The 13,652-nt window shown below is 65.9% G+C and carries 13 protein-coding genes; 10 read left to right on the forward strand and 3 right to left on the reverse strand.

Annotated elements, in window-relative coordinates; all coding sequences use genetic code 11:
- The first annotated feature begins 36 nt into the window (after positions 1 to 36).
- Positions 37 to 1,932, forward strand: a complete 1,896-nt coding sequence (locus ACQ1RG_RS11250) for a S1 family peptidase (protein ID WP_063250977.1) — start codon at positions 37 to 39, stop codon at positions 1,930 to 1,932.
- Between the two features lie 277 nt (positions 1,933 to 2,209).
- A complete protein-coding gene (locus tag ACQ1RG_RS11255; protein ID WP_063250976.1) occupies positions 2,210 to 4,507 on the forward strand; it encodes a S1 family peptidase in 2,298 nt (765 codons plus the stop codon).
- Positions 4,508 to 4,577: 70 nt separating this feature from the next.
- Here ACQ1RG_RS11255 and ACQ1RG_RS11260 read toward each other — a convergent pair whose 3' ends face one another.
- Positions 4,578 to 5,126: a GNAT family N-acetyltransferase gene (locus ACQ1RG_RS11260; RefSeq protein ID WP_063250975.1), complete on the reverse strand. Its 549-nt coding sequence runs from the start codon at positions 5,124 to 5,126 to the stop codon at positions 4,578 to 4,580.
- Positions 5,127 to 5,167: 41 nt separating this feature from the next.
- Between ACQ1RG_RS11260 and ACQ1RG_RS11265 the strand changes: the two genes are divergently transcribed.
- The 6 genes from ACQ1RG_RS11265 (at position 5,168) to tpx (ending at position 9,008) form a co-directional block, all read left to right on the forward strand.
- Complete coding sequence (locus tag ACQ1RG_RS11265; RefSeq protein WP_063250974.1) at positions 5,168 to 5,386, forward strand: hypothetical protein; 219 nt, start codon at positions 5,168 to 5,170, stop codon at positions 5,384 to 5,386.
- A gap of 36 nt (positions 5,387 to 5,422) precedes the next feature.
- A complete protein-coding gene (locus ACQ1RG_RS11270; RefSeq protein WP_063250973.1) occupies positions 5,423 to 6,241 on the forward strand; it encodes a thioesterase family protein in 819 nt (272 codons plus the stop codon).
- Between the two features lie 207 nt (positions 6,242 to 6,448).
- On the forward strand, positions 6,449 to 6,820 hold the full coding sequence (locus ACQ1RG_RS11275) for a VOC family protein (RefSeq protein WP_167559828.1): 372 nt from the start codon (positions 6,449 to 6,451) through the stop codon (positions 6,818 to 6,820).
- A gap of 13 nt (positions 6,821 to 6,833) precedes the next feature.
- Entirely contained in the window at positions 6,834 to 7,349 is a 516-nt protein-coding gene (locus tag ACQ1RG_RS11280) for a DinB family protein (RefSeq protein WP_009375076.1), read from the forward strand.
- A 99-nt stretch (positions 7,350 to 7,448) separates the two neighbouring features.
- On the forward strand, positions 7,449 to 8,456 hold the full coding sequence (locus ACQ1RG_RS11285) for a DUF368 domain-containing protein (protein WP_223289852.1): 1,008 nt from the start codon (positions 7,449 to 7,451) through the stop codon (positions 8,454 to 8,456).
- A 51-nt stretch (positions 8,457 to 8,507) separates the two neighbouring features.
- Positions 8,508 to 9,008, forward strand: a complete 501-nt coding sequence (gene tpx, locus ACQ1RG_RS11290; RefSeq protein ID WP_009375080.1) for a thiol peroxidase — start codon at positions 8,508 to 8,510, stop codon at positions 9,006 to 9,008.
- A gap of 195 nt (positions 9,009 to 9,203) precedes the next feature.
- Here tpx and ACQ1RG_RS11295 read toward each other — a convergent pair whose 3' ends face one another.
- Positions 9,204 to 9,920, reverse strand: a complete 717-nt coding sequence (locus ACQ1RG_RS11295; RefSeq protein WP_009375083.1) for a PIG-L deacetylase family protein — start codon at positions 9,918 to 9,920, stop codon at positions 9,204 to 9,206.
- A gap of 62 nt (positions 9,921 to 9,982) precedes the next feature.
- On the opposite strand from ACQ1RG_RS11295, the gene ACQ1RG_RS11300 reads away from it, so the two are divergent.
- Positions 9,983 to 10,678: a hypothetical protein gene (locus tag ACQ1RG_RS11300; RefSeq protein ID WP_205772082.1), complete on the forward strand. Its 696-nt coding sequence runs from the start codon at positions 9,983 to 9,985 to the stop codon at positions 10,676 to 10,678.
- On the opposite strand, the gene ACQ1RG_RS11305 is transcribed toward ACQ1RG_RS11300, so the two are convergent.
- Positions 10,653 to 11,996 carry an FAD-dependent oxidoreductase gene (locus ACQ1RG_RS11305; RefSeq protein WP_063250970.1) on the reverse strand — a complete coding sequence of 448 codons (1,344 nt, stop codon included), beginning with the start codon at positions 11,994 to 11,996 and terminating at the stop codon, positions 10,653 to 10,655. The two genes, ACQ1RG_RS11300 and ACQ1RG_RS11305, sit on opposite strands and share 26 nt — an antisense overlap.
- A gap of 76 nt (positions 11,997 to 12,072) precedes the next feature.
- Here ACQ1RG_RS11305 and ACQ1RG_RS11310 point away from each other — a divergent pair, with 76 nt between their 5' ends.
- On the forward strand, positions 12,073 to 13,647 hold the full coding sequence (locus ACQ1RG_RS11310; protein WP_131248597.1) for a DHA2 family efflux MFS transporter permease subunit: 1,575 nt from the start codon (positions 12,073 to 12,075) through the stop codon (positions 13,645 to 13,647).
- The last annotated feature ends 5 nt before the right edge of the window (positions 13,648 to 13,652 follow it).

Raw genomic sequence — 13,652 nt, forward strand, 5'->3', positions numbered from 1 at the left:
AATCATCAATGAATCCGACCAAGGGAATCGAAGAGTATGCAGAAGAGACTTGTGCAGAGTTCACTCGCCCTGACCGCCGCTACGGCGCTCAGCCTCGGCAGCGCGTTCTTCGCGTCGCCCGCGATGGCCGCGGAAGCGCAGACGCTCGACGTGCAGAGCGACAAGCAGATCCAGAAGGCTCTCTCCGACATCGAAGGCGTCAACGCCTACGGTGAGCGCAACGGCAAGCTCAGCCTCGGCGTGGAGAAGAAGACTGCTGAGATCAAAGAGCTTGAGAAGAAGTTCACGAACATCAAGGTCACCGAAGGCATCAAGGAACTCAAGCCCTACGCGAAGAACGATGTCGTCGGCGGTGCGGGCTACCTCGCCAACACCCCCGCGGGTGCTGGCGTGTGCTCGACCGGATTCTCCGGGTGGGATGATGCGGGCAAGCCCGTCATCCTCACTGCGGGACACTGCTCGAAGGACTACAACGCGGACACCGGCGAGATCAAGGGCGACTCGGTCGTCGGTGAGACCGAGCAGCCGAGCTCCGCTGAGGCCAACGGCGGAGAGGGCTTCGTCAAGTCCGGTCTGGGAGTCCTCGGCACGTGGGGCTACACGAGCTACGGCAGCGGAGATCTGCTCGATCCGAACGATCCGAACCCGCCGCTTCCCAAGGAAGGCGACATCGACTTCGCCGTCATCAACGTCGACGAGTCGAAGTACACCGTGAAGAACGGCGTGACGGACTGGTCGACCGCGGATTCCGACGATCTGTCGGCGAAGCTCGCTACCAACATCGCCAAGGTCGGCTCGCACACCGAGGGCAAGGTCCAGAAGTCGGGCCGGACGACCGGTCTCACCGAAGGTCAGGTCATCCCGCGGTCCGAGTACGACTTCGACTACACGAATGTCGGCGGCTACTGGGTGCACGGCTTCGGCGTCACCTCGCCGGGTGACAAGCCGTTCTCACAGCCGGGCGATTCCGGTGGCGCAGTGTTCCAGGGAGACACCGCTGTCGGTGTCATCTCCGGTGGAGGTCCTCTCTCGGACGGAACCCAGTTCGGCTGGGTCGCTGACCTCGACTACTCGCTGGAGCAGTCCGGACAGTCGTTCAACATCGAGAAGCCGGGCACCGAGACGCCTGAGGCACCGGCCGCCCCGAAGGCCGAGGACCAGACGATCAAGCCCAAGGGCGAGGTCAAGGGCAAGGCCGCTGCCGACGCCGAGGTCAAGCTCGAGTGGAAGCCCGCGTCGAAGGCCGGTGCCAACGGCACCCAGGCCGCGTCGGAAGGGTCGAAGACCGTCAAGGCAGATGCTGATGGCAACTTCGCACTCGAAGGACCCGAGGCTCCGGGCAAGTACGACTACTCGGCCGTGGCCGTCGTCGACGGACAGCAGTCCGAAGCGACGACCTTCACCGTAACGGTGGAGGAGGAGAAGACCGAGACTCCGGCTCCGGTCGAACGCGACATCACCGTTGACCCCAAGGAGATCGCCGCCTCCGACTTCGTCAAGAAGGACAAGGCGGTCACGATCTCCGTCAAGGGCTTCGATGAGGGCGAGAAGGTCTCGCTCAAGCTCGTCTCCGGTCCTGAGAACGTCAAGGGCATCGAGCTCGACGAAACGGCGAACGCCGATGGCGAGGCGCGATTCTCGATCTACGGAACGAGCGCGTCCGATCCCTCGGTCTACGTCGGCAAGTACGACGTCTCCGTCACCGGTGCGAACGACACCGAGGATGAGTCGGCTCTGTCCGGTTCGTTCAAGGTCGTCGCAGATGACCAGGGCAATGGCGGCGGCAGCGACGACGGCAAGGACGGTGGCGACGGTGGTTCGGACCTGCCGCGCACCGGTGCTGAGCTGACTGGCCTCGCCGCAGGTGCGGGTCTGCTGCTCGTCGGCGGAGCTGCTGTGGTGCTGACGATGCGTCGGGTCAAGAAGAACTGAGGTCTCTGACAGTCACCGTGTGACTGTGTGAGGGTTCGTGAGGGGCGTTTCCGGTGGTGACACCGGGAGCGCCCCTCCTTCATGTCCGAGGACGCAGTCAAGGACGCTTGTTCCCTGTGTTGGCGGCGATCTCGGAGGGTGAGTTGTTTCGTTCATTTAGTTCACAGCTCAGGGGCCCGATTCTTGGTGGTTGCTGGACGCGGACCGTAACCTGTTTGTGACTAAGGTCATCACTTTGTGACATTAGCAACTCCCCCTGAGAAGAGAGACGGAAAGTATGCAGAAGAAGCTCGTGCAGAGCTCGCTTGCTCTGACCGCCGCTGCGGCGCTTGGTCTGGGCAGCGCGTTCTTCGCCTCGCCTGCGATGGCGGACGGCCCGCAGAAGATCGACGTGCAGAGCGACAAGCAGGTCGAGAAGGCTCTGGCAGAGATCGATCCCGGCAACGTCAACGCCTACGGTGTGAAGAATGGGAAGCTCAACCTCGGCGTCGAGAAGAAGACCGACGAAATCAAGGACCTCGAGAAGAGGTTCGACAATGTCGACGTCATCGAAGGCGTCGGCGAGCTCAAGCCCTACGCGGCCAACGACATCGTCGGTGGAGCGGGCTACCTCGTGACGTCTCCCTCCGGCGGTGGAGCCTGCTCGACCGGCTTCTCCGGCTGGGACGGGGCGGGAAACCCGATCGTCCTCACCGCGGGACACTGTGCGAAGGACTACAACGAGGACACCGGTGTCATTTCGGGGCCGTCCACGGTCGACCAGACTGAGCAGCCGTCGACAGCTCCTGCTGCCGGGGGTGACGGATTCAATCGATCCGGACTCGGTGTCATCGGCACCTGGGGATTCTCGAGCTACGGCAGTGGCGACTACCTGGTCGGTGATGACCCGAACGGCTGGCCGCAGCCGAAGTCCACTGACATCGACTTCGCTGTCATCAATGTCGACGAGACCAAGTACGACGTCAAGAACGGCGTGACCGATTGGACGAGCGCGTCGACCAACGATCTGTCGACGAAACTCGCGACTGATATCAAGCAGGTCGGCTCTGAGCAGCCTGGCACGGTGCAGAAGTCCGGTCGCACTACCGGAGTCACCGAAGGCGAAGTCTGGACTGAATACAACGAGGCGTTCGACTACGCGAACATCGGCGGATACTGGGTCCACGGATTCGGCGTCCGGTCGGACGTCGATGACCCGTTCTCGCAGCCCGGCGACTCGGGTGGCGCCGTCTTCCAGGGAGACACCGCCGTCGGCGTGATCTCGGGTGGCGGACCTGCTGAGTCGAATGGAACTACGTTCCAGTTCGGCTGGGTCGCCGACCTCGACTACTCTCTCCAGCAGTCCGGCACCGACTTCCGTCTCACCCCGCCGGACAACGGTGGTGGCGACGATGCGAACGCTGATGCGGGTGCCGATGGTGCCGACAGCGACGCCGGTGCTGACGGTGCGGCTGCCAACGCTGATGCGGGTGCCGATGGCGCTGGTGCCAACGCTGATGCGGGTGCCGATGGCGCGGACAGCGACGCTGGTGCCGACGGCGCTGGTGCCAACGCTGACGCGGGTGCCGATGGTGCCGACGCGGATGCCTCCGACGATGGCAACCCTGAGAAGCCGGAAGCGCCGAAGGCTGAGAACCAGACGATCAAGCCCAACGGGCAGGTCACCGGTACAGCCACACCGAACACCCAGGTCGAAGTTTCTTGGGCGCCGGCAGGTACCGGCCCGCAGGCCGCTCCGGCGGAGGGTTCGAAGACCGTCACGTCTGACGCAGAGGGCAACTTCACCCTCGAAGGCCCCGAAGCCGAAGGCGATTACGCCTACAAGGCGCAGACCGTCGTCGACGGACAGAAGTCCGACGTCACATCGTTCACCGTGACGGTCCAGGCCGCGGATGATGCGACTGCTGACGCCGCTGCTGAAGGCGACGACGCGAACGCTGATGCTGCCGCTGAGGGCGACGACTCGAACGCGAACGCTGACGCGGGTGCCGACGCCAAGGACGCCAACGCTGATGCGGCTGCGGACTCGAAGGACTCCAACGCTGACGCCGATGACTCGAAGGATGGCGAGGCTCCTGCCGAGCGTGCCATCGCGATCGAGCCGAAGGAGATCGCTGCCTCCGAGTTCGTCAAGGAGGACAAGGGCGTGAAGATCACGGTCAAGGGCTTCGACGAGGGCGAGAAGGTCACTCTCGAGGTGATGGCCGGTCCGGAGAACGTCAAGGGCATCGAGCTGACCGAGACGGCGAACGCCGACGGTGTGGCCAGGTTCTCGATCTACGGAACGAGCGCTTCGAACCCCTCGGTCTACGTCGGCAAGTACGACGTCTCCGTCACGGGTGCCAATGACACCGATGACGAGTCGCCTCTGACCGGTTCGTTCAAGGTCGTCGCTGATGACCAGGGCAACGGCGGCGGTGGCTCCGATGACGGCAAGGACGGTGGCAACGGCGGCGGTGGTTCGGATCTGCCGCGTACCGGTGCTGAGCTGACCGGTCTTGCTGCTGGTGCGGGTCTGCTGCTTGTCGGTGGTGCTGCTGTGGTGCTGACGATGCGTCGGGTGAAGAAGAACTGAGTTCTCTGACAGTCACCATGTGACTGTGTGAGATCTCGCGAGGGGCGTTCCCACTGGGAGCGCCCCTCCTTCACGCCCGAAAGTCGTCCCACCGCACCGGAACCGAGTTCCCCGTCTCCCATTCCTCCCGGAGGATCGCGTACCCCACCGCATCCCGGACTTCGCCGTCTCCGACCGGCCACGCTCGGCGATGGTGCGCTTCCTTCGACCAGCCGGCCCGGACGAACACCGTCCTCATCGCGATGTTGTCCTCGCGGGTCTGCCCTTCGAACCGATTCGCCGAGGTGGTCGTGAAGAGATGATCGGTCACCGCCCTGAGCGTCGGCACCCCCAGACCCCGCCCGCGGTGCCGTTCATCCAGCCGCAGATCGAACATCGGAGTGTCATCGCCGAGGTCGTCGAACCGGACGACACCGACCCGGCCACACTCCGGGTCGACGACCCAGAACGCGGCGCCGCCGTCGCCGACGAACCCGGCGGAATCGACGAACGCAGCGGCCTGCTCGGGCGTGCGGGTTCCGGAGTTCGCATGGAACGGGAACGCATTCTCTGAGAAGAACTCGATGAGTCGGTCGCGATCGCTCGCACGCGGGTCGATCGGCTCGAGGACTATGCTCATGGAGACAACCGTACTGCGACGACGCAGACAGGGAAGTGGGAATGAGCCTCGACGACGATCCGTTCGTCTACCGCATCACGAAGTCCGGCATGATCATCATCGGCCGCGGCGGTCGCACCGTGATGGAACTCGGCGGCAAGCAGGCTGCGGCGCTCATTCCCAAGCTCGGGGCAGGCGATGCCGCCGACCAGCAGCTCCTTGCCCGCGTCACGGGCAACTATCGCCGTGGCAGCGAACGCCAGTCCGCCCGCCGGACATGACTTGTCGAACGTTCAGTCAGTGGTAACGTGGATCACATGACGAGCCAAACCCTCAGCGACTTCGCCCGTGCGACCTCCGTGACGCCGACGTCCGAGTCCACCTTCGCCGCCGATCTCGATGGAAGCTGGAAGGTTGCCGGCGCGATCAACGGCGGCTACCTCCTCGGCGTGATGGGCCGAGCGCTCTCCGAGACCGTTCCCGACCTTCCGGACCCTCTCGTCATCTCCGCGTACTATCTCGGTCCCGGTGATGCCGGTCCCGCCGAGGTGGCCGTACGGACCATCCGGACGGGACGCTCGAGTGCGACGCTGGGAGCCGAGCTCACCCAGGACGGACGACCGACGATGACGGCCCTGGCCACGTACGGCAGCCTCGGTGGACTGCCGGGCGATGTCGCCACCTCGGCGAGTCCACCGGACCTCCCCGCGCCCGAGGACTGCATGCCCATGGCCGACGGACCCCGGGAATTCCTCGACGCCGCACCGATCGTCTCCCAATACGACATGCGCCTCGACCCCGCCACGGCGGGCTTCGCGGCCGGGAAGCCGAGCGGGCGCGGTCTGCTCCAGGGCTGGATCCGGCTCGGAGACGGTGCCGATGCCGACCCCCTCGCCCTCCTCGCCTTCCTCGACGCCTTCCCGCCGGTGATGTTCGACCTCGGACGGTTCGGCTGGTCACCGACGATGGAGCTCACCGCGCACGTCCGCGCCCTCCCGGCGCCGGGCTGGATCGCGGTGAAGGTCGAGACGCGCAACATCGCCGGCGGCATGTTCGAAGAGGACTGCGAGCTGTGGGACTCGACCGGGCGCCTCGTCGCCCAGTCCCGGCAGCTCGCCCGACAGCCTCGCAGCTGACCGCTCCGACGCGGGGAGGGGAAGTGCGACCCTCGGACGTCTCTCGGGACTGTCGTGCGCGCGTCATGTGACGGCCGACTGCGGTTCGTGACCGAGCGGGGCGGTCGTGTCAGTGGCGAAGGCTAGGGTGAGTTCACCACCGCCGATCATGCGTCGCCGATCATCGCACCACAGCAGAGAGAACCGACCCGGAAGGAACCCGAAGGCATGGCTTCACTTCACTCCCTGAGCATCACCTTCGACTGCCTCGACGTCGAAACCCAGTCGCTGTTCTGGGCCGAGCTCCTCGGCGCAGAGATCGACGACGGGGCCAATGAGTTCGTTGCGAGCATCGGCGGCATCCACTCCGGAGACTCGCCGACCCCGGGCATGCTCTTCCTCAAGGTCGACGACCACGTCGAAACGAAGAACCCGCTGCACATCGACCTCGACGATCCGCACTATCCGGCTGACGTCGACCGGGCGATCGCCCTCGGGGCGACGAAGGTCGGCTCGTTCGACGAGTTCGGCATCGAATGGACGACCCTCAGGGACCCCGAGGGCTACGTCTTCGACATCGGCCGTCGGAAGCAGAACTGAGGAAGGAACCCCGATGAGTCTTCCACTCGACGATCCGAGACCCGCACCGAGTGAGCGCGACGGTCTCGTCGACTACCTCGAGTACTACCGACAGGTGCTCAGACGCAAGGTCGACGGCCTGAGCTCTGCGGACCTCAACCGCACGGTCGGTGCGTCGACGCTGACGCTCGGCGGGATCATCAAGCACCTCAGCCTCGTCGAGTACTCGTGGTTCCTCGAGGACATCCTCGGTGAGGATCTGCCCGAACCGTTCGCGACCATCGACTGGCGAGCTGACCCCGACTGGGACTTCCACAGCGCCGCCGACGACTCCCTTCAGGATCTCCTCGACCTCCACGAGACGGCGTGCACAGCTGCCCGAAGGGTCCTCGACGGAGTCGACGATCTCGATCAGGAGCTGGTACGACGACGTCACGGCCACGTGCACAATGTGCGCTGGGTGCTCATCCACATGATCGAGGAGTACGCACGGCATGCCGGTCACGCTGATCTCATCCGGGAGAGCATCGACGGCAGCGTCGGCGACTGACATCACGCTCCAGAGACCGCTGTGAACAGGCGGACGGGACGGTGCATATGAGACCCTGGAAGGAGACGTTCTTTCCCTGCCCCCTGACGAAGGCGATCCTTGACCTCACCTGCCCCTGACACCACGAGTGCTTCCGACAACCCCGTGCCGCGTTCGAAGGCGTGGATCCCACTCGACCTCGTCCGCGGTTTCCTCATCGGCTCCGCCGAGCTCGTCCCGGGAGTCTCCGGCGGTACGGTCGCCCTGGTCACCGGAGTCTACGATGAGCTCATCGATTCCGCTGCGCACGTCGTCAAGGCCGCGAAGACGCTGGTGACGGGGCCGAACCGGGTCAGAGGCATGCTCGACGAGCTGCGTCGCACCGACTGGTTCCTCATCATCCCCGTCCTCCTCGGAATGGCGACCGCCGTCTTCAGCATCGCCGGCGTCATGGCCGGGTTCGTCACGAACAACCCCGAGCTCGCCCGCGGACTCTTCTTCGGTCTCGTCGCGGCGAGCATCGTCGTCCCGCTGCGGATGCTGCCGGCCAGGACGCCCCGCCAACCGATCCTGCTCGGCATCCTCGCCTTCCTCGCCGCGGCGGCGCTGGCCTTCTGGATGACGGGGCTGGCCGGGGGAGCGGAGGTCGAGAACCCGCCGCTCATCCTCGTCTTCCTCGTCGCCTCGATCGCCATCTGCGCTCTCGTCGTCCCCGGCGTCTCGGGATCGTTCTTCCTCCTCGCCGTCGGCATGTACACGACGACGCTGCAGGCCGTCGACAGCCGCAACCTCGTCTACATCGCGGTCTTCGGGCTCGGTGCCGTGGTCGGACTCGCGGTGTTCGTCAACATCCTCCGCTACTTCCTCCACAACCACCGCTGGTGGACGCTGCTCATCATGGCCGGACTCATGCTCGGCTCCCTCCGCGCCCTGTGGCCGTGGCAGTCCGCCGCCGAGGTGGGCTCCGACGGGGAGCCGCACGGTGCGGGCGGCCTGCTGGCCCCCTACGATCCGGTGCTCGGACCGATCCTCCTCGCAGCCGTCGGTGCCGTCGTCGTCCTCATCCTCATCGTCATCGAGTCGCGTTTCGCCGGGAAGCGGAACGAGGAGTCAAGCCAGGGAGTTTGACGTAGAGTGAGCTTCGACCGCATCTGCCTCACGTGAAGGAATGATCGAAGCATGGCGACCACAGCACTCGAAGGCAACCCCGTCCACACCGTCGGCGATCTGCCCGCCGTCGGCACCCAGGCTCCCGCGTACACGCTCGTCGGCAACGACCTCGGCGAGGTCAACTCCTCGGAATTCGCCGACAGCAGGGTCGTGCTCAACATCTTCCCGAGCGTCGACACCGGAGTGTGCGCCGCCTCGGTCCGCAAGTTCAATGAACTCGCCGCCGGCCTCGAGAACACTACAGTCGTGTGCGTCTCGAACGACCTGCCGTTCGCGCAGGCCCGCTTCTGCGGTGCTGAGAACATCGAGAACGTCATCACCGCCTCCGGATTCCGCAGCGCCTTCGGCAAGGAATACGGTGTGACCATGGTCGACGGACCCTTGGCCGGACTGCTCGCCCGCTCCGTCGTCGTCCTCGACGCCAACGGCACCGTGGTCTACGAACAGCTCGTCGACGAGATCACCACCGAACCCGACTACGACGCAGCGGTGGCCGCACTCGGCGAGTGAGGCACCACCTGCACCGTCCGCCGGGGACACTGCCGGCCGTCCACTGGGGCTCAGCGAATCCGTTCGCTGAGCCCCAGCGGCGTCTGCGGTGGACGTTCATCTCCACGGTCGAGGAACCACGGCCGAGGATCCGCGGTCGAGGATCGGCCGCCCAGGGGATCCGCGGTCGAGGGGGCAGCGCACGGCGCCGGGTCCTCACATGTCGATGACCTGCACCGGCAGCGCATACTCGACTCCGGCCTCTTCACCTGCGCTCGTGCAGATGTCAGTGATCATCTTCTCGGGCTCCGGATGATCCGACAGGGCTTCGAGGTAGACGGTGTGGGCTTCGAGGGAGGCGACGCCCTTGGCGACGTCCTCGGAGCTGAGCTCGATCGCGTTCGTCGGCTCGGAGCCGGTGACGAGGAGACGGGTCGCCTTCCACGCGGCGAGACCGGCAGCCGCAAGGTCGGTGAACAGCCACGGATTGTCCGCGTCTCGGATCGCATCGATCGTCGCAATCCCCGTTGCGCGGTGGTCGACATGATTGAGGCCCCACGGGACTTCGAGGCGCCAGTTGGTCATCATCACGGCGTCGGGACGGAATTCGCGGATCCTCTTCGCGATCGCGTGCCGGAGCGCCTGATCGGGTTCGAGCAGTCCGTCGGGGAAGTCGAGGATCTCGAGGTCGTCGACGCCGACGATGCGACAGGCATTCGCCTGTTCCTCGGCGCGCAACGGGCCGACTTCGACAGGCGGGAGGTTCCTGATGCCCGCCTCGCCGTGTGTGAGGAGAAGATAGGCAACGGTCTTGCCCTCACCCGTCCACTTCGCGACGGCCGCGGATGCGCCGTACTCCATGTCATCAGGGTGGGCGACGATGCAGAGGATGCGCGAGAGTTCGGAATCATCGAGGAGCGGGAGATCGGTCATGACCTGAGCCTATGCCTCCCCGGAGACTCGCGCCAGGATCGCAGCGGACTCTGTGCCGTACGATGTCTGTGACGACGACGGAAGGCCTGCTGATGATCCCTCGGCTGCTGCTCGGCGGAATGCTGAGCCTGAGCCTGTTCGTGACAGGGTGCTCGGCGCTCAGGGTGAGCACGTCGGAACAGAATTCGAAGCCGGTCGAAGTCGGGCTGAGAGACAGTGCGGAGGCCACACCGGAACCGACCGAGAAGGCGATCCCGGACGGGATGGAGGAGGTCGCAGTCACGCTCGGTGAGGAGTGCCCGATCTCCGTCGAGTTCGCAATGGATCGCCGATGGGGCGATGGGGTGGGCTATTCCGGCTACTGGCTGTACTCGAACGGCGATGCGCGCCTCATCAGCGTCAACTGCTACGCGTGGGGCGGGACGCAGCCTCAGGATGTCACCGACGAGGCCATGGACGTGACGTTCTCGGAATCGGGTTCTCGCGTTGTCTCCGAGAAGGTGGGCGAGACCCCGGGCGGAGTCTTCTGGACGGTCCAGGGTGTGCTGGGGCCGTCGGAGGTGCGTTCGATCGCGAGCACGGAGTCGGTGCTCTACGGGGCAGTGGCCGGGATTCGCGACGACGGCCGGCTGTACAAGGTCAGTGTCGAGATGGTGGCGAAGTCCGATGACGCCGAGGCGGCTGCCGTCTACGCGCAGATGCTTCCGACGGTGCGCTTCGCCGGAAATGCGCTCACTCCGCCGCCGGGGCTGAACTGACCGTCGCCTCCTCCGCTCGCCGAGCCCGGGTGTGTTCCGTGCCGCTCGCGACAGCTGCGTCCGCTGCGCCGCCGGACGTCCGACGCGCCGCTGCCTCATTGCTGTCCATCGCGGGGGCGGAGTCGAGGGTGTCGAGCCGTTTGAGGAGTTCACGGGCGGCGATGCGCCCGGCGCGCGTCGCCCCCACCGTGGAACTGGCCGAACCATAGCCGACGAGGAAGATGCGGTGATCGTTCTTCACCGCCACCTCGGTGTCCATGGCGATTCCGCCTTCTCGGGAGCGCAGGTGCAGGGGAGCGAGGTGGTTGAGCGCGGCTCGGAAGCCCGTGTTCCAGAAGATGACGTCGACGTCTTCGACCCGTTCTTCGGGGAAGGGCTGCCAGGATTGGGGGAGGGCGAGGCGGTCGCTCCGGGAGGGTCCGAGTCCTTCGGATGAGGCGGTCGCCTCGGCGGGGCGGGCGGGGAAGTGGACGCCGTGGGGGAGGATCTCGTCGAACATCCCATGGGAGACGAGGATCCCGGCCTCGACACCGTCGAGGAACTCGCGTCGCAGCGGAAGACCGGTGGTGCGGACGACGCTGGCCGGCGGCAGACCCGCGAGGGTGCGGGAGCGCACCGCCCGTTCGACTTCGAGACCCCAGTTGCCGTCGAACTCTCTGGCGGTGAAGTTCGGGGGACGTCGGGTGGCCCAGAGGGTATCGGTCACCTCGGCGAGCTGGAGGAGGAACTGGGTGGCGGAGATACCGCCGCCGACGACGAGGGTGCGCAGTCCGCGGAAGTCCTCGACGCCGCGGAACTGGGCGGTGTGGAGCTGCAGGCCCTCGAACTCGGCGATGCTGGGGACGAAGGGGACGTAGGGATGCGTCCACGTGCCGGTGGCGTTGATGATGAAATCGCTGGTGAGGTGGACGCGTTCGCCGTCGAGGCGGACGGTGATCTGCAGTGGTCCGGTGCCGGGGTCGGCCGAGGTCACGTTCGCCACCTCGGCGGGGCGGACGACGCAGAGTTCGAGTTCGTCCTCGAAGCGGGAGTAGTAGTCGGTGACGATCGCCGAGGCGGGGACCGAGGGATCGGGGGTGCCCAACGGGAAGCCGGGGAGGTCGGCGATGTGGTTCGTCGACCCCAGGGTGAGTGATTCCCAACGCTGTCGCCAAGCGCCGCCAGGACCGTCGGCGGCATCGAGGACGATGAAGTCCCGGCCCGGCTTCAGACCGTCGCGCCATAGGTAATGGGCGGCGGAAAGACCCGCTTGACCTGCGCCGATGATGACGACTGGCCAGTGGGAATCGGGGAGCAGCTCGGTGAGTCGACAGACCATGGCGACAGTCTGACAGGTTCTGTTGGGTTTTCCTGTGTGAGTTGACTGAGAATATGGACGGGTTGAGGATGAGGCAGTGAACAACTCAGCAGCTTCCTCCGAGCCGTCGAGCTCGTCTCAACCGGCGAATCCGTGGCGAGCACTCTGGGCACTGTGCGTCGGCTTCTTCATGATCCTCGTCGATTCGACGATCGTCTCCGTTGCGATGCCCGACATCATGGCGTCGCTCGGCGCCGACATCAACGCGGTCGTGTGGGTGACGTCGGCGTACCTGCTCGCCTATGTCGTACCGTTGCTCATCACGGGTCGACTCGGTGACAAGTACGGCCCGAAGAGGGTCTACCTCGTCGGTCTCGTCGTGTTCACCCTGGCGTCGCTGTGGTGCGGGCTGACGGCCAGTGTCGGAGCGCTCATCGCCGCCCGCGTCGTCCAGGGACTCGGAGCTGCGGCGATGACGCCGCAGACGATGGCCGTGATCACGCGCGTCTTCCCGCCGGACCGGCGCGGTCCCGCGATGGGACTGTGGGGTGCCGTGGCGGGCATCGCCACGCTGCTCGGGCCGATCATCGGGGGACTGCTCGTCGATGGTTTCGGCTGGGAGTGGATCTTCTTCGTCAACGTGCCCGTGGGGCTCATCGGCCTCGTGCTCGCGTGGCGTCTGGTCCCGCGCCTGCAGACGCATCCGCACAGCTTCGACTGGCTCGGTGTCGTCCTCTCCGCGTGCGGGATGTTCCTCCTCGTCTACGGAATTCAGCAGGCGCACGCGGTCGAATGGGGTCCGCTCATCGGGCCGATCACCGTGCCGTTCGTCATCGGGGGCGGGTTGGCCTTCCTCGTGGCGTTCGTGCTGTGGCAGAAGCACACCACCGCCGAGGTGCTCGTCCCCCTCTCGCTGTTCCGTGACCGGAACTTCTCGCTCGCCTGCGTCGCCATGACGACCGTCGGATTCGGTGTCACGTCGATGGCGTTCCCGTTCATGCTGTGGGCGCAGAACGTCCTCGGGTACACCCCGACCCAGGCGGCGCTGTTGCTTGCGCCCATGGCCGTCGTTTCGACGCTGCTCGCCCCGTTCGTGGGCCGGATGGTGGACACGGGCAATCCGCGGCTGCTGGCGGGGATCGGGCTGGCGGCGTTCTCTGTGGGACTGTTCTGGTTGGGCGCACTCCTCGATGCGAACTCGTCGCCGTGGAGGGTGGTGCCGGCGATCGTGCTGCTGGGCGTGGCCAACGGTTTCATGTGGGCACCGATCAGTTCGACAGCGACGCGGAATCTGCCGCTGCACTACGCGGGCGCTGGGTCAGGTGTGTACAACACGGTGCGTCAGGTCGGGGCGGTGCTCGGCAGTGCGGCGATCGCTGTGGCGATGGAGGCCCGGCTTGAGGCCAACATCGGTGATGCCGGCGGCATGGCCGGCGGTGGTGATGCCGGTGTGGGAGGTTCCGGTGGGGCGGGGGCTTCCGGTGGGGCTGGAGCTGGCGCGGGTGGTGCCGGCGGTGGGGTTGGACCTGACGGATCCGGGATGCCCGAAGCGATAGCCTCAGGTTTCGCGGATGCGATGGGGCAGGCGCTGTGGGTCCCGGCTGCGGTCGTCGTCATCGGCTTCATCGCTGTGATGTTCTTCGAGCGGAGGAAGCCCCGTGTGGAGAGGTGACTCGG

The sequence above is a fragment of the Brevibacterium sp. K72 genome, assembly GCF_050562175.1.
Taxonomy (GTDB): domain Bacteria; phylum Actinomycetota; class Actinomycetes; order Actinomycetales; family Brevibacteriaceae; genus Brevibacterium; species Brevibacterium casei.

Coding starts and splice junctions, on each gene's coding strand:
- ACQ1RG_RS11275 (WP_167559828.1), top strand. CDS start 6,449: ATGGCTTCACTTCACTCCCTGAGCATCACCTTCGACTGCCTCGACGTC.
- ACQ1RG_RS11270 (WP_063250973.1), top strand. CDS start 5,423: ATGACGAGCCAAACCCTCAGCGACTTCGCCCGTGCGACCTCCGTGACG.
- tpx (WP_009375080.1), top strand. CDS start 8,508: ATGGCGACCACAGCACTCGAAGGCAACCCCGTCCACACCGTCGGCGAT.
- ACQ1RG_RS11305 (WP_063250970.1), bottom strand. CDS start 11,996: ATGGTCTGTCGACTCACCGAGCTGCTCCCCGATTCCCACTGGCCAGTC.
- ACQ1RG_RS11260 (WP_063250975.1), bottom strand. CDS start 5,126: ATGAGCATAGTCCTCGAGCCGATCGACCCGCGTGCGAGCGATCGCGAC.
- ACQ1RG_RS11265 (WP_063250974.1), top strand. CDS start 5,168: ATGAGCCTCGACGACGATCCGTTCGTCTACCGCATCACGAAGTCCGGC.
- ACQ1RG_RS11300 (WP_205772082.1), top strand. CDS start 9,983: ATGTCTGTGACGACGACGGAAGGCCTGCTGATGATCCCTCGGCTGCTG.
- ACQ1RG_RS11255 (WP_063250976.1), top strand. CDS start 2,210: ATGCAGAAGAAGCTCGTGCAGAGCTCGCTTGCTCTGACCGCCGCTGCG.
- ACQ1RG_RS11250 (WP_063250977.1), top strand. CDS start 37: ATGCAGAAGAGACTTGTGCAGAGTTCACTCGCCCTGACCGCCGCTACG.
- ACQ1RG_RS11295 (WP_009375083.1), bottom strand. CDS start 9,920: ATGACCGATCTCCCGCTCCTCGATGATTCCGAACTCTCGCGCATCCTC.
- ACQ1RG_RS11280 (WP_009375076.1), top strand. CDS start 6,834: ATGAGTCTTCCACTCGACGATCCGAGACCCGCACCGAGTGAGCGCGAC.